This is a genomic window from Planotetraspora mira (assembly GCF_016863275.1).
In the GTDB taxonomy this organism is placed as follows: Bacteria; Actinomycetota; Actinomycetes; order Streptosporangiales; family Streptosporangiaceae; genus Planotetraspora; species Planotetraspora mira.
This window is the reverse complement of sequence record NZ_BOOO01000020.1, coordinates 193,841-207,798: the sequence shown is the minus strand read 5'-3', so window position 1 is coordinate 207,798 and position 13,958 is coordinate 193,841. Positions and strand designations below refer to the sequence as shown.

Annotated in this window: 13 protein-coding genes and 1 pseudogene; 5 read left to right on the top strand and 9 right to left on the bottom strand. The window is 69.0% G+C overall.

From position 1 onward, the window contains the following. Positions 1–16 precede the first annotated feature (16 nt). Positions 17–448 (bottom strand): Fur family transcriptional regulator, encoded by a 432-nt coding sequence (locus Pmi06nite_RS20630; protein WP_203954690.1) that lies wholly within the window; start codon positions 446–448, stop codon positions 17–19. Positions 449–561: 113 nt separating this feature from the next. Between Pmi06nite_RS20630 and Pmi06nite_RS20625 the strand changes: the two genes are divergently transcribed. Together Pmi06nite_RS20625 and Pmi06nite_RS20620 are read left to right on the top strand one after the other, a co-directional pair. Further along, positions 562–1,632, top strand: a complete 1,071-nt coding sequence (locus Pmi06nite_RS20625; RefSeq protein WP_239114057.1) for a CapA family protein — start codon at positions 562–564, stop codon at positions 1,630–1,632. 198 nt (positions 1,633–1,830) lie between these two features. Beyond that, on the top strand, positions 1,831–2,394 hold the full coding sequence (locus tag Pmi06nite_RS20620; protein ID WP_203954688.1) for a TetR/AcrR family transcriptional regulator: 564 nt from the start codon (positions 1,831–1,833) through the stop codon (positions 2,392–2,394). On the opposite strand, the gene Pmi06nite_RS20615 is transcribed toward Pmi06nite_RS20620, so the two are convergent. Beyond that, entirely contained in the window at positions 2,355–2,813 is a 459-nt protein-coding gene (locus Pmi06nite_RS20615; protein ID WP_203954687.1) for a hypothetical protein, read from the bottom strand. The genes Pmi06nite_RS20620 and Pmi06nite_RS20615 overlap by 40 nt on opposite strands. Before the next feature lie 162 nt (positions 2,814–2,975). Here Pmi06nite_RS20615 and Pmi06nite_RS20610 point away from each other — a divergent pair, with 162 nt between their 5' ends. Further along, positions 2,976–3,512, top strand: a complete 537-nt coding sequence (locus Pmi06nite_RS20610) for a YfgM family protein (protein ID WP_203954686.1) — start codon at positions 2,976–2,978, stop codon at positions 3,510–3,512. A 112-nt stretch (positions 3,513–3,624) separates the two neighbouring features. Here Pmi06nite_RS20610 and Pmi06nite_RS20605 read toward each other — a convergent pair whose 3' ends face one another. The 7 genes and pseudogenes from Pmi06nite_RS20605 to Pmi06nite_RS20575 form a co-directional block, all read right to left on the bottom strand. Continuing rightward, the gene (locus Pmi06nite_RS20605) at positions 3,625–4,902 is read right to left on the bottom strand and encodes a hypothetical protein (protein ID WP_203954685.1); all 1,278 of its coding nucleotides are present in this window, start codon (positions 4,900–4,902) and stop codon (positions 3,625–3,627) included. 97 nt (positions 4,903–4,999) lie between these two features. Next, complete coding sequence (gene clpB / locus Pmi06nite_RS20600) at positions 5,000–7,585, bottom strand: ATP-dependent chaperone ClpB (RefSeq protein WP_203954684.1); 2,586 nt, start codon at positions 7,583–7,585, stop codon at positions 5,000–5,002. A gap of 88 nt (positions 7,586–7,673) precedes the next feature. After that, positions 7,674–7,961 (bottom strand): annotated as a pseudogene (locus Pmi06nite_RS20595) (heat shock protein transcriptional repressor HspR); the annotation flags it as partial. 4 nt (positions 7,962–7,965) lie between these two features. Further along, positions 7,966–9,153 carry a molecular chaperone DnaJ gene (gene dnaJ / locus Pmi06nite_RS20590; RefSeq protein WP_203954682.1) on the bottom strand — a complete coding sequence of 396 codons (1,188 nt, stop codon included), beginning with the start codon at positions 9,151–9,153 and terminating at the stop codon, positions 7,966–7,968. Positions 9,154–9,233: 80 nt separating this feature from the next. Then, positions 9,234–9,893, bottom strand: a complete 660-nt coding sequence (gene grpE, locus Pmi06nite_RS20585) for a nucleotide exchange factor GrpE (RefSeq protein ID WP_203954681.1) — start codon at positions 9,891–9,893, stop codon at positions 9,234–9,236. Beyond that, complete coding sequence (gene dnaK / locus Pmi06nite_RS20580) at positions 9,890–11,755, bottom strand: molecular chaperone DnaK (RefSeq protein ID WP_203954680.1); 1,866 nt, start codon at positions 11,753–11,755, stop codon at positions 9,890–9,892. Before dnaK ends, grpE begins: the two co-directional genes overlap by 4 nt. A gap of 203 nt (positions 11,756–11,958) precedes the next feature. Next, a complete protein-coding gene (locus Pmi06nite_RS20575) occupies positions 11,959–12,393 on the bottom strand; it encodes a hypothetical protein (RefSeq protein WP_203954679.1) in 435 nt (144 codons plus the stop codon). A 95-nt stretch (positions 12,394–12,488) separates the two neighbouring features. On the opposite strand from Pmi06nite_RS20575, the gene Pmi06nite_RS20570 reads away from it, so the two are divergent. Together Pmi06nite_RS20570 and Pmi06nite_RS20565 are read left to right on the top strand one after the other, a co-directional pair. After that, positions 12,489–13,217, top strand: coding sequence for an ABC transporter ATP-binding protein (locus Pmi06nite_RS20570; RefSeq protein ID WP_239114056.1), 729 nt, complete (start codon positions 12,489–12,491; stop codon positions 13,215–13,217). Beyond that, complete coding sequence (locus Pmi06nite_RS20565; protein WP_203954678.1) at positions 13,214–13,948, top strand: ABC transporter permease; 735 nt, start codon at positions 13,214–13,216, stop codon at positions 13,946–13,948. The genes Pmi06nite_RS20570 and Pmi06nite_RS20565 overlap by 4 nt, the downstream gene beginning before the upstream one ends. The last annotated feature ends 10 nt before the right edge of the window (positions 13,949–13,958 follow it).

Below are 13,958 nucleotides of genomic sequence, written 5' to 3'. Positions count from 1 at the left end.
CGCGAGCGGCCCTTGATCAAGGGCCCGCGACTTCGGTGGTGACGCTGCGGCAGCCGGGACAGATCCCCCAGTAGATGACGTCCGCCTCGTCGACCAGGAAGCCGGCGTTGGACACGGGTTCCAGGCAAGGGGCGTGCCCGACGGCACAGTCGACGTCTGTGACCCTTCCGCACTCGCGGCAGACGAGGTGGTGGTGGTTGTCGCCCACCCTGGCCTCGTAGCGAGTGGGGCTTCCCGCGGGCTCGATGCGGCGGAGCAGTCCGCCGCGCTGGAGCGCGTTCAGCGAGTCGTAGACGGCTTGCAGGGAGACCTGGCCGACGCGATCGCAGACACCCCGGTGGATGGTTTCCACGTCGAGGTGGTCGCCGTTTCTCACGGTCTGCAAGATGGCCAGCCGGGCGGCGGTCACCCGCAGTCCCGCTTGGCGAAGTCGGACGGTATCTCCCACATGAACCACGCTAGCATCAAACCTGAATGACTCAAGTAAAGGAACTCTCCCAGTTTTCTGTGACAAATCCCTTCGAGTCGCCCGCGTCGACCTGGGATGGCATGCTCGCAGACGTGAGACCCCGAGCCCTCCTCCCCGCTCTCGTCCTGTTCCTCGCCGGCTGTTCGGCCGCGCAAGGTCAGCCTGCGCCCAGTCCGGTGGAGCAGGAGGCGACCGTGACCCCCTCCAAGCCGCCTCCCCCCAAGCCGGCGCGCCGGCCGTTTACGATCTCCTTCGCCGGAGACGTCCATTTCGAGGGCGTGCTCCGCGGCCGCCTCGACAGCAACCCGAGTACGGCTCTCGGCCCGATCGCCAGCGTGCTGCGCAAGGCCGACCTCACCGCGCTCAACCTGGAGACGGCCATCACCACCGGTGGGACGCCCGCCCCGGGCAAGCAGTACACCTTCCGGGCGCCGGCCACGGCCTTCACGGCGCTGAAGGCGGCCGGGGTCGACGTGGTCACGATGGCCAACAACCACGGCATGGACTACATGGAGAGCGGCCTGCGGGACACTCTCGGCGCGATCAAGCAGAGCAAGTTCCCCGTGGTCGGCATCGGCAAGGACGAGGCGGCGGCCTACCGCCCGTACCGGGTCACGGTCAAGGGAAACCGGGTGTCCCTGATCGGCGCGACGCAGGTCCTCGACGACGAGTTCGTCCAGGCGTGGACGGCCACCGCGGCCAAGGGCGGCCTCGCCTCGGCGAAGAACGAACCGCGCCTGATCCAGGCTGTACGGCAGGCCCGGAAGAACTCCGACACGGTGATCGTTTTCCTGCACTGGGGCACAGAACTGGCCGCCTGCCCCACATCCGTCCAGCGGTCCCTGGCGGACGCGCTCGAGGCGGCGGGCGCCGACGTCATCGTCGGCAGCCACGCGCACGTCCTGCTCGGCGGCGGATATCACGACGGCGCCTACGTGCATTACGGCCTGGGCAATTTCGCGTTCTACAACTCCGGTCCCGAGACCGGCAGGACGGGCGTGCTGACGTTGACGATCAATGGCAGAAAGGTCCTCAAGGACCAGTGGACCCCCGCGCGGATCAGCGGCGGAATCCCCATTGTGGAGACCGGTGCGGCCAAGCAGCGAGGCATCGCGAACTACCGGAACCTGCGCGGCTGCGCGGGTCTCGACGCCACGCCCTGAGGGAACGCCACGGCATTTCCATGCGACTCATGAGTAAGGCCTGACCTCGGCGGCATCCGCGTGCAAGATGGGTATGTGTCCAGCCAGCGCGTACAGGATGTGGAACGTTCTTCTGTCGGTGGGCAGGAGCCGTCGGTTCCCGCCGGACCCCTGCGCCGGCGCCCTTCGCAACGCAGGAGCGCCCGCAGAGTCGAGCGGATGCTCGACGCCTGCGCCGAGTTGCTGGACGAGGGCGGCTACGAGGCGCTCTCGACCACCCGCGTCGCCGAGCGCGCCGGTGTCGCGATCGGATCCGTCTACCAGTTCTTCCCGGACAAACGGGCCCTGAGCCAGGCGCTGACCCGGAGGAATCTCGAGCTGTTCGTGACCAGGGTCGGCCGCCGCTTCATCACCGACGACTACGGCGGTTGGTGGGAGGCGGTGGATGCGATCATCGACGAGTACGTCGACCTCCACAGAACGGTCCCCGGGTTCCGCTCGCTCAACTTCGGCGACGTCGAGGGGCTCGACGTGCCCGACTCGGTGGCGGACAACAACACCGTGATAGCCGGGCGCCTGCGTGCGCTGCTGCTGGAAGAGTTCGGCCTGCTCGACAGCGAAGACGTGGACCGTGCCATCCTCGTGGCCGCCGAGGCGGGTGACGCCGTCCTCAAACTCGCCTTCCGGCACGACTCCTCGGGGGCGCCGGAGATCGTCGCCGAGGCGCGACAACTCGTCCGCGGTTACCTCTCGCGCCAGCTGCGATCGTCCCAGCCGGAATGATCGTGAGGCCAGTCGCGGGGCGCCCTGACGCTCCGCTCGAAGCGGAACGGCTGGTGGGCCAGCTCGCGAGGCCAGGGGGAGACCGCCGGGCGTGCGATGTTCGGCACCTCCAGCGAACTCCATATCGAGGGCGGCATCGCCTGCATGTAGGCCGAGTTGTGCCAGGGCCTGACATGCGTGTGCCGGGGGACCTGCAGTTCCCGCATGTTGTCGTCCGAGGACGTCCCGGGACCGCATGGCACGGCCGCGGCGGGCTCGACGTTCAACTCGACCATGCGGAGCTGGGACTGGAGCCGCGCGAGGTCCTTGCGTGCCTGGTCGAGCGCCTCGAACTGCGCGGTCACATAGCCGGCGATACCGGGAACGACTGCGGACAGCACTGCGGCGGAAGCAAGAGTCACCATCACCCGCTTGGACATGACCTGTCAGCCCTCCGCCAGCTCCGATTAGCACAGCGCGGGCAATATGCCCGGTCAGCTGCACTGAGACACGATTCGTGTGCGAACGTGTACTAATCGTTGCTTCGTGAATGCCTGCCGTTGTCCCTGCAAAGACCGGCCGAGGTCGGTAGCCTCGGCTCTGTGGCACATGTGACGCATGAGCAGCTGGATCGACTGCTCGAACAGGCGCTCCTGCTCGATGACCACGGTGCCCTCGCATCGCAACTCGATGCGCTGGCCCAGGGCTACGAGTCCGGCGAGGTGTCGAGGGCGGCGATTCTCGTGCTGGCCGCGGAGGAGTGGCGGCAGGCGGGTCAGCCCGTGACCGCTCTCGAGCGGTTCCAGAGCGCGGTCGACGACGGTGGCGAGGTGCTGATCGATCCCCGGTCGGGCATCGCCGACACGCTCTTCGAGCTAGAACGTTCCGACGAGGCCCGGGCCGTCATCGCGGACATCAAGACCGGGCAATGGAATCCCGCGACGGCGCTCACCGTCGCCGAGACGCTGGTCGCGTACGGAGATCTGCAGGGCGCCCACGAGTGGGCGACCGAAGGGGTCCGCGCCTGCGCGGCGGGCTCCACGATGCGGGAGGTGCTGCTGCGCACCCGCTACCGCATCCGGGTCGACCTGGGACTGCCTGAGGACGATCTCGACGCGTTGCTCGACGTCACCCGCTGAGTCCGGTGCGGGCTGAGGGGCGGCGATGAAAAAGGGGCCGCGCGGCATACGGCCCCCTTCCGTCCCGGCCGGTACGAAGTCGTACGGCCGGGATCGTCCTCAGTCCTTCTGCTCAGGGCAGGATCGTGCTGTCGGTCGCGTTGTTCGCGAGCCTGGTCACCGAGCGCGTGTCCGCGGCCTTGGCCAGAGCGGGGGCGGTGAGATCGTTCGGTACGGCGCCGTTCGGGTGTGCCGGCGCCTTCGGGTGCACCACGCCGGTCCGTGTGTTGGAGCCCTCCGTGGACCGGGTCTTGGCGTCCGCGTCGTGGCGCCGGTGGCCCTGTGCGCGTCCCTGATCGGCCTGCTTGCCCTTGGCTCCGGCGGCCTCCTGGGCGCCGGAGTTCGGGTGAGCCGGACGGCCCGGGCCGGCGGGTGTCATCGCGTTCTGTCCGCCGTGCTGCTTGTCCCCCGGCTGGATGACGGCCGACGGCGCCTTGTGGTGGGGACGGCCGTGGGGATGAGCCGGGAGGAACTCGGCGCCCGAACGGGATGACGACTTGTCGTTCTTTCCACGCCCGTCCGCGGCCGAGTCACGGCCCTTGGGGTTGTGCTCGTTCGCTGCCTTCACCGGAGTGCACGCCTGGTGCATCACGCCCGGGCGTGCCGGAGCGATGGCCATGAGGGGAACCATGGGAACCGTCGTCGACGGCTGGGCCGCCTCGGTCGCGGCGGAGGCCCCTGTCGCGGCCTGCTTGGCCACGGACTGCGCCGCGTCCACCGCCGGAGCCGGGTTCGGCATCTCGCCGGGCACTGCCTTGGACACGGCCTGAGGCGCCGTCTGCGCTCCCGCGGGAGCCGCCTTCTTGCTGTTCGGCATCGCCGGCAGCACCGTCGACGCGTCGGGCGCGGGGGCCGGAAGCGTCCTCGGGCGGCCTGCGGCGGACTTGCCCGGGGCACCCTGAACACCCTTCGCCGCGCCGCCCTTGCCAGTGCCGCCCTGCGCCGCGCCGTCCTTGGCGGTCCCGCCCTGCGCTGCCCCGCCCTTGGCAGTGCCGCCCTGCGCTGCGCCGCCCTTGGCAGCCCCGCCCTGCGCTGCGCCGCCCTTGGCAGTGCCCCCCTTGGGGGTGCCGCCCTTGGGCGTGTCGCCGTCGGGTGTGGTGGCCGGCCGGCCGGGCATGGAGGGCAACCCGTGTGCGGCTGCGGCCCCTGCGGTGTCGGCGATGCTGAGCACTCCGCTTGGCGGAGTGAGAGTGTTCAGGTTCGCCGGCGAGCTCTGGTTATGCGGCTTGCAGGCATCGGTCATGGTCGTGCCGTCCGCCATCGCGTGACCGGTCGCGAGCCAGCTCACCCCAGCGGTGACCGCCGCCAGAACGACGCACCGCCCCCGCATACTTCGTGATGTCCTGGACATCCACGTCCCCCTGGTTGCTTACGGTATTCCGACGAACGCCGAACGTAGCAGCGAGGGAAAACACGGGGGTCGGCTTGCCTCAATGGTGGCGAAGACCTTACCGAGCAGACCGAATGCTTAGCGTGTCACCGGCTTCGTCAAGGTCGACGATTACCTCTTCCCCGTCGCGGATCTCGCCGGACAGCAGCGCCTTGGCGAGCTTGTCACCGATCGCCGACTGCACCAGCCGCCGGAGCGGACGGGCGCCGTACAGCGGGTCGTAGCCGGTGAGCGCCAGCCAGTCGCGTGCCGCGGGAGTCACCGTGAGCGTCAGTCGGCGGTCGGCCAGCCTTCTGGCGAGCCGAGAGACCTGCAGGTCGACGATCTGCGAGAGCTCCTCTGTGCCGAGGGCGTCGAAGACGATGACGTCGTCGAGCCGGTTGAGGAACTCCGGCTTGAACGCAGCTCGCACCGCGTTCAGCACGGCCTCCCTCTTGGCGTCGCTCTCCAGCTTCGGATCGACCAGGAACTGCGAGCCGATGTTGGAGGTGAGGATCAGGATCGCGTTGCGGAAGTCGACCGTACGGCCCTGGCCGTCGGTGAGCCGGCCGTCGTCGAGCACCTGCAGCAGGATGTCGAAGACCTCCGGATGCGCCTTCTCCACCTCGTCGAGGAGCACCACGGTGTACGGCCGGCGCCGCACGGCCTCGGTGAGCTGGCCGCCCTCCTCGTAGCCGACGTAACCGGGAGGCGCTCCCACCAGCCGGGCCACGCTGTGCTTCTCGCTGTACTCGCTCATGTCGATGCGGGTCATGGCGCGCTCGTCGTCGAACAGGAACTCCGCGAGGGCCTTGGCCAGCTCGGTCTTGCCGACCCCCGTCGGGCCGAGGAACAGGAACGAGCCGGTGGGCCGGTCGGGGTCGGCGATGCCGGCACGGGCCCGCCGTACCGCGTCGGAGACGGCCTGGACCGCCTGGCGCTGGCCGATGAGGCGCCTGCCCAGTTCGTCCTCCATCCGGAGGAGCTTGGCCGTCTCGCCTTCCAGCAGCCGCCCGGCGGGGATGCCGGTCCAGGAGGAGATGACCTCGGCGATGTCGTCGGGGCCGACCTCTTCCTTGACCATCGGCTCGACCTCAGCCTCCTCCGCGGCCCGGGTGGCCTCGGCGAGATCCTTCTCCAGCCGGGGCACGTCGCCGTACATCACGCGGGAGGCGGCCTCGAAGTCTCCGTCACGCTGGGCCCGCTCCGCGGCGCCGCGTGCCTCGTCGAGCTGCTTCTTCAGCTCGCCGACCCTGTTGAGCCCGGCCTTCTCTCGCTCCCAGCGTCCGACCAGGGCGCTGAGCTCCTCCTGGCGGTTGGCCAGCTCCTCGCGGAGCTTGTCCAGGCGCTGGCGGCTCGCCTCGTCGGTCTCCTTGGCGAGCGCGAGCTCCTCCATCTTCAGGCGGTCGACGATGCGCTGGAGCTCGTCGATCTCCACGGGCCTGGAGTCGATCTCCATGCGGAGGCGGGACATCGACTCGTCGACCAGGTCGATGGCCTTGTCCGGGAGGAAACGGGCCGTGATGTACCGGTCGGACAGGGTCGCGGCGGCGACGAGCGCGCTGTCGGAGATCTGCACCTTGTGGTGGGCCTCGTAGCGGCCCTTGAGCCCGCGCAGGATCGCGATCGTGTCCTCGACCGTCGGCTCGCCGACGTAGACCTGCTGGAAGCGGCGCTCCAGCGCCGGGTCCTTCTCGATGCGCTCGCGATACTCGTCGAGGGTGGTGGCCCCGATCATCCGCAGCTCGCCGCGGGCCAGCATGGGCTTGAGCATGTTGCCCGCGTCCATCGCGCCCTCGGCGGCCCCAGCGCCGACCATGGTGTGCAGTTCGTCGATGAACGTGACGATCTGGCCGTTGCTCTCCTTGATCTCGTTGAGCACGGCCTTGAGGCGCTCCTCGAACTCGCCGCGGTATTTCGCGCCCGCGACCATCGCGCCGAGGTCGAGGGCGACCAGGCGCTTGTTCTTGAGGCTCTCCGGCACGTCGCCGGCGATGATCCGCTGGGCCAGTCCCTCGACGACGGCGGTCTTGCCGACTCCGGGCTCGCCGATCAGCACGGGGTTGTTCTTGGTGCGGCGGGAGAGCACCTGGACCACTCGCCGGATCTCGGTGTCCCTCCCGATGACGGGGTCGAGCTTGCCCGCGCGCGCCCGCTCCGTGAGGTCGACGCCGTACTTCTCGAGCGCCTGGAAGGTGTCCTCAGGCGTCTCACTCGTCACCCTGGCGTGCCCGCGGACCTTCTCGAAGACGTCGAGCAGTGCGTTGGGGGTGGCGCCCTCCGCCTTGAGCAGGTCGGCCACCTGGCCGCCGTCCGCCGCGAGACCGACGAGCAGGTGCTCGGTCGAGACGTAGTCGTCCTCGAGCCGCTTGGCCCGCTGCGCGGCGGTGTTCAGCACGGTGAGCAACTGCCGGGAGGTGGACGGCGCGCTCACCGTGGAGCCCTGTGCCTTGGGGAGCCGGTCGAGCAGTTCCTCGGCCTGCGTCCGCAGCCGCTTCCAGTCCGCGCCGACCGCCTCCAGGAGCGGTACGGCGGTGCCCCCCGTCTGGGCCAGCAGAGTGGTGAAGAGGTGGGCGGGCGAGACCTCGGGGTTCCCCTCGGTGGCCGCCCGCCGGACCGCCCCGGACAGGGCTTCCTGGCTCTTCTGAGTCAGCTTGTAGTCCATATGTGTTCGATGCCCTCGCTTCGGAAGATCAGGCAGGAGGCAGTTCGTAGCGGATCAGAGCCCGCATCATGGCCAGCTCTCCCCGGAGCCGGGACACCTCGTCGCGCAGGCGCATGGTCTCGGTCTCGAGTTCGAGGATGCGCTTGATGCCGGCCAGGTTGATGCCGTCTTCCTGGGAGAGCCTCTGGACCTCGCGCAGCAGCACGATGTCCCTCGTGGAGTAGAGCCGCCCGCGCCCCGCCGAGCGGCCCGGGCTCACGAGCCCGAGCCGGTCGTACTGGCGCAGGGTCTGCGGGTGCAGCCCCGACAGCTGGGCGGCCACTGAGATCACATAGACCGGAGTGTCGTCGGACAGATTGAAGAAATTCGCATCCATCGGCTCACTCGCTTCTGGACTGCTTGATCAACTCGTCACGGAGGTCGGCGCCCTCCGTCGCGTTCCGGAACTCCTCGAGCGCCGCGCGGGCCTTGTCGTCAAGGTCGTGCGGCACCGCCACCTGGACGGTGACCAGCAGGTCACCCTTGGTGCCGTCCTTGCGGGCGGCTCCGCGACCGCGGACGCGGAACGTGCGGCCGTTGGGCGTGCCCTCCGGGATACGGAGAGTGACCGGCATGCCGCTGAGGGTCGGAACCTTGATCTCGGCTCCGAGCGCGGCCTCCGGGAAGGTGACGGGCACATTGATCGTGAGGTTCTCCCCGCTGCGCCCGAAGACGGCGTGCGGCTTCACATGGACCTGCACGTAGAGGTCGCCCGCGGGGCCGCCGTTCTCGCCCGGCGCGCCCTTTCCCTTGAGCCGGATCCGCTGGGCGTCCCCGACGCCCGCGGGGATGCGGGCCTGGATGGTGCGGGTGCTCTTGCCGCGTCCGCTTCCCTCGCAGACCGGGCAGGGGTCGTCGACCAGAAGCCCTCGGCCGCGGCAGTCGCGGCAGGGCTCGGAGAAGGCGAAGTTGCCGAGGTTGCGGCTGGCCGCCCCGGTGCCCTCACACGTGGGGCACACCCGGGGGGTGGTGCCCGCCTTGGCTCCGGTTCCGCCGCACGCCGTGCAGGCCGACGAACTGGTCAGCCTGAGGGACACCGTCGTGCCGTCGACCGCCTCGCTGAAGGAGAGGGTGACCTCCGACTCGATGTCCTGGCCGCGGCGGGGCCGCTGCGTGGTCGTACGTGTGGCGCCGCCGCCGCGGTTGAACAGACCGCCGAACAGGTCGCCCAGGCGGTCGCCCGCGCCCGGCTGCTGGCCCTGACCGGTGCCGCTTCCGGAGAACAGGTCGCCGAAGTCGAAGTTGAAGCCTCCCCGCTGGCCGCCCGCGCCCGTGTAACCGCCGACGCCCGAGCCGAACAGGGTGCGGGCCTCGTCGTACTCCTTGCGCCGCTTGGTGTCGGACAGGACGTCGTAGGCCTCGGAGACCTCCTTGAACTTCTCCTCGGTCTGGGTGTCGCCCTGGTTGGCGTCGGGGTGGTACTTGCGGGCGAGCTTCCGGTAGGCCTTCTTGATGTCCTCGCCGGTCGCGCTCTTGGGCACACCAAGGACGGCGTAGTAGTCCTTCTCCAAGTAGTCCTTGGTGCTCATCTATCGCTTCCTTCGTACGAAAAGGGGAATCACTGGTCGCCTCTCCCGATCTTGCCCGATCGGGAGAGGCTTCCGGTTGTTCAGTTGTCGCCGGATTCGTCGGACCCGCCGTCGGCGTCGATCCGATCGTCCCCGCCGGTGAACTCCACCCGCTCCTCGTCCTCCGCGGGCTCGGCGACCGCCACCCGGGCGGGACGCAGGACGCGCTCGCCGATCCGGTAGCCGGGCTGGAGGATCTCGATGCAGGTGGGCTCGGTCACATCGGCTGAATAGCTGTGCATGAGGGCCTCGTGCACGGTCGGGTCGAACGCGTCGCCCTTCGCGCCGTAGGTGCTCAGGCCCAGCTTGCCGACGGCCGCCTCGAGCGACTCGCTCACCTTGGCGAAACCGCCGGTCAGCTCACCGTGGTCACGCGCCCGGCCGATGTCGTCGAGCACGGGCAGGAACTCTGAAAGCACGCTGGCCACCGCGTGCTCCTTGACGGCGATCCGGTCGCGCTCGACCCGCTTGCGGTAGTTGCTGTACTCGGCCTGGAGACGTTGCAGGTCGGCCGTGCGCTCCGCGAGCAGGCCGGCCGCGGAGCCCTCGGCTGGGGCCTGTGACGTCCCCGTGCCGCCGGGAACGGGGCCGTCCGCCGGCTCGCCGCCGGCGTTCTGACGGACCGTCCCGGTGTCAGGGTCGATCTTGCGATTGTCGCGGATCACCGGCTCCTCCTCGGAACCGTTCTCGCGCGGGGTCACTTGTTGCCGCCCTCCTGCTTCGGCTCGTCGTCGACGATCTCGGCCTCGACGACGTCGTCATCGGCCTTGGCCTGCTGCTCGGCTCCCGGGGCCGCCGCGCCGGCGGCGTCACCCTGCGACTGGGCGTAGATCGCCGAGCCCATCTTCTGGCTGACCGTGGCCAGCTTCTCCGCGGAGTCGCGGATGACCGCCGTGTCGGTGCCCTCGAGAGCCTTCTTCAGCTCGGTGAGCGCCTCTTCGACCTCGGTCTTGACCTCGGCCGGGACCTTGTCCTCGTTCTCCCTGAGGAACTTCTCGGTCTGGTAGGCCAGCGAGTCGGCGTTGTTGCGGACCTCGGCCTCCTCACGGCGCTGCTTGTCCTCCTCGGCGTAGGAGTCCGCCTCGCGCATCATGCGCTCGATGTCGTCCTTCGCCAGCGCGGAGCCGCCGGTGATGGTCATCGACTGCTCCTTGCCGGTGCCGAGGTCCTTGGCGCCGACGTTGACGATGCCGTTCGCGTCGATGTCGAAGGTGACCTCGATCTGCGGGACGCCGCGCGGCGCCGGAGCGATGCCGGTCAGCTCGAACGTGGCCAGCCGCTTGTTGTAGGCCGCGATCTCACGCTCACCCTGGTAGACCTGGATCTGCACCGACGGCTGGTTGTCCTCGGCCGTGGTGAAGACCTCCGACCGCTTGGTCGGGATCGTGGTGTTGCGCTCGATGATCTTGGTGAAGATGCCGCCCTTGGTCTCGATGCCGAGGCTGAGCGGGGTCACGTCGAGCAGCAGGACGTCCTTGACCTCGCCCTTGAGCACGCCGGCCTGGAGCGCGGCGCCGATCGCCACGACCTCGTCCGGGTTGACGCCCTTGTTCGGCTCCTTGCCGCCGGTCAGCTCCTTGACCAGCTCGGACACGGCCGGCATACGGGTCGAGCCGCCGACGAGCACCACGTGGGCGATGTCCGCGACCTTGACCCCGGCGTCCTTGATGACCTGGTGGAACGGGCCCTTGCAGCGCTCGAGCAGGTCAGAGGTGATCCGCTGGAACTCCGAGCGGGTCAGCTTCTCCTCGAGGTGGAGCGGACCCTCGGCGGACGCCGTGATGTAGGGCAGGTTGATCGAGGTCTCGGTCTGGCTGGAGAGCTCGATCTTGGCCTTCTCCGCCGCCTCACGCAGGCGCTGGAGGGCCATCTTGTCCTTGGACAGGTCGACGCCGTGCGCGTTCTTGAACCGCGTCGCCAGCTCGTCGACGACGCGCTGGTCCCAGTCGTCGCCGCCCAGGTGGTTGTCACCGCTGGTCGCCTTGACCTCGACGAAGCCGTGGCCGTCCTCCTGGCCGACGTCGAGCAGGGACACGTCGAACGTGCCGCCGCCGAGGTCGAAGACCAGGATCGTCTGGTCCTTCTCCTTGTCGAGGCCGTAGGCCAGCGCCGCGGAGGTGGGCTCGTTGATGATGCGGAGCACGTTGAGGCCCGCGATCTGGCCGGCCTCCTTGGTGGCCTGCCGCTGAGCGTCGTTGAAGTACGCCGGGACGGTGATGACCGCGTCCGCGATCTTCTCACCCAGGTAGGCCTCGGCGTCCTGCTTGAGCTTCTGGAGGATGAAGGCGCTGATCTGCTGCGGGGTGAACTTCTTGCCGTCGATCTCGACGGTCCAGTCGGTGCCCATCTCGCGCTTGACCGAGCGGATGGTCCGGTCGACGTTGGTCACGGCCTGCCGCTTGGCGACCTCGCCGACGAGGACCTCACCGTTCTTGGCGAAGGCGACCACGGACGGCGTGGTCCGCGAGCCCTGTGCATTGGCGATGACGGTGGGCTCACCGCCCTCGAGGATCGAGACGACGGAGTTGGTCGTCCCCAGGTCGATACCTACCGCACGTGCCATGAGTACGTCCTTGTAGTCAAAGTTGAGTTTGTTGGACTCAATAGTGAGCCAGCCGTTGAGGCTTTGTCAAACGTCTTGAGTCTAGGAGGCTCAACCCCGCCACGCGCGGAATTCTTCCCGATCTCGGCAAGGATTCATCAAGGTCGCAACGGCCTGGACGGCGGGGCCGTACAGGCAGGTCGGAGGAGGTTTCGGGAACGGCGTCAGCGGGCGCCGTCGACCACCTTGCGGTCTCCGAGAGGGGCGGGGAGCCGGACCCGCGTCTGCTTCTGGATCGCGATGTCGATGCACACCGCGTCAGGCTGGCGCCGGTCGTGGCCTTCCCAGAGCGTGACCGCGACCGTGTCGGCGGTCTCCGCCACCTCGACCCGGTCGAGCATGTTGCACGGCTCGACGCCCGACCACCAGACGACGTCCAGAGCCTTGCCGTCGTCCGTGGGCGTCGCGCTGATCCAGGGGACCTTGCGCGGGTTGATCGTGTTGCCCACGGGAGTGACCGCGGACGGTGACGGCGCCGCGCCGCCGGAGCTCACGGGAACGCCGACGGGCTGTTCCGGCGAGGCCGACGCCGACGTCGACGGCGTCTCTCCGCAGGCCACCGCCAGGAACAGGAGTGCCGCGAGCCAGAGCTTTCCCATACCCCCGACAACGGATGAGCGGCGGCCCGAGTTCACCTGGAGGGCAGACCTTCCCGGCTGTTGACGGTCGACGGGTGAAGCCTTAATTTCAACACATGATGAATTTATCGGAACCCGCGATCGCCGTACGGGACCTGAGGGTCGTCCGTGGTGGGGTCGAGGTGCTGCACGGGCTCACCTTCGAGGTGCCGCGCGGCCAGGTGACGGGGCTGCTCGGCCCCAGCGGTTGCGGGAAGACCACGCTGATGCGCGCGATCGTCGGCGTGCAGATCGTGACCGGGGGACAGGTCACCGTGCTCGGCAGGCCCGCCGGCGACCCCTCCCTCAGGCGCATGATCGGTTACTCCACCCAGAACCCGGCCGTCTACCGGGATCTGTCGGTGGTGGAGAACCTCCGCTACTTCGCGGCCGTGCTGAAGGCGCCGAAATCGGACGTGGACCGGGTGATCGAGGAGGTCGGCCTCTCCAGCGTCGCCGGCCAGCTCGGTGGGACGCTCTCCGGCGGCCAGCTCAACCGGGCCAGCCTCGCCGTGGCCCTGCTGGGCAGCCCCGAACTCGTCGTGCTCGACGAGCCGACCGTCGGGCTCGACCCCGTCCTGCGCCAGGAGCTGTGGCGGCTGTTCCAGAGCCTGGCCGACCGCGGCGTGACGCTCATCGTCTCCAGCCACGTGATGGACGAGGCCGCCCGGTGCCAGCGGCTCATCGTGATGCGCGAAGGGGAGATCCTCGCCGACGACACCCCGCATGAGCTGCGCGAGCACACGCGCACGACGGATCTGGAAGAGGCGTTCCTGCGCCTCATGGAGGAGAGGACGGCGGCATGAACCCCGCGATCACCCTTGCGACGGCGCGGCGGATCCTGACCCAGCTGCGCCACGACCACCGCACGGTCGCGCTGATGGCGCTGGTGCCCACCCTTGTGATCATCCTGCTCTACTACGTGATCGACGATCAGCGCTCGTTCGGCGCGTGGGCGCCGATCCTGCTGTGCGTCTTCCCCTTCCTCGTGATGTTCCTGGTCACCTCCATCGCCACTCTGCGGGAACGGACGTCGGGCACGCTGGAGCGGCTGATGGCCACGCCGCTGGGCAAGCTCGATCTGCTCCTCGGATACGGCATCGCGTTCGGCCTGATGGCCTGCGTCCAGGTGGCCATCGCGCTGACCGTCTCGCTGACGTGGCTCGGGTTCGACCTGGCCGGGCCGTTGTGGTCGCTGGTCGTGATCGCGCTGCTCAACGCCCTGCTGGGCACGGCGCTCGGGCTGTTCTGCAGCGCCTTCGCGCGCAGTGAGTTCCAGGCCGTGCAGTTCATGCCGGTGGTCATGATCCCCCAACTCCTGCTCGGCGGGATCCTGGTCCCGCGCGACCAGATGGCCACCGTTCTGGAGTGGATCTCCAACGTCCTGCCGATGTCGTACGCCATCGAGGGGATGAAGGACGTCGTCATCGGCGGTGAGCTGGGGGGCGAGTTCTGGCGTGACGTGACGGTCGTGGCGGGCTCGGCCCTGCTCGCCCTCATCCTTGGCGCCGCCACCCTCCGCCGCCGAACCCCCTGACTTTCCCCCC

Excerpts from the sequence above, each read along its gene's own strand:
- clpB (WP_203954684.1), bottom strand. The coding sequence starts at position 7,585 with ATGGACTACAAGCTGACTCAGAAGAGCCAGGAAGCCCTGTCCGGGGCG.
- Pmi06nite_RS20615 (WP_203954687.1), bottom strand. The coding sequence starts at position 2,813 with ATGTCCAAGCGGGTGATGGTGACTCTTGCTTCCGCCGCAGTGCTGTCC.
- Pmi06nite_RS20565 (WP_203954678.1), top strand. The coding sequence starts at position 13,214 with ATGAACCCCGCGATCACCCTTGCGACGGCGCGGCGGATCCTGACCCAG.
- Pmi06nite_RS20605 (WP_203954685.1), bottom strand. The coding sequence starts at position 4,902 with ATGTCCAGGACATCACGAAGTATGCGGGGGCGGTGCGTCGTTCTGGCG.
- dnaK (WP_203954680.1), bottom strand. The coding sequence starts at position 11,755 with ATGGCACGTGCGGTAGGTATCGACCTGGGGACGACCAACTCCGTCGTC.
- Pmi06nite_RS20570 (WP_239114056.1), top strand. The coding sequence starts at position 12,489 with ATGATGAATTTATCGGAACCCGCGATCGCCGTACGGGACCTGAGGGTC.
- dnaJ (WP_203954682.1), bottom strand. The coding sequence starts at position 9,153 with ATGAGCACCAAGGACTACTTGGAGAAGGACTACTACGCCGTCCTTGGT.
- Pmi06nite_RS20575 (WP_203954679.1), bottom strand. The coding sequence starts at position 12,393 with ATGGGAAAGCTCTGGCTCGCGGCACTCCTGTTCCTGGCGGTGGCCTGC.
- Pmi06nite_RS20620 (WP_203954688.1), top strand. The coding sequence starts at position 1,831 with ATGCTCGACGCCTGCGCCGAGTTGCTGGACGAGGGCGGCTACGAGGCG.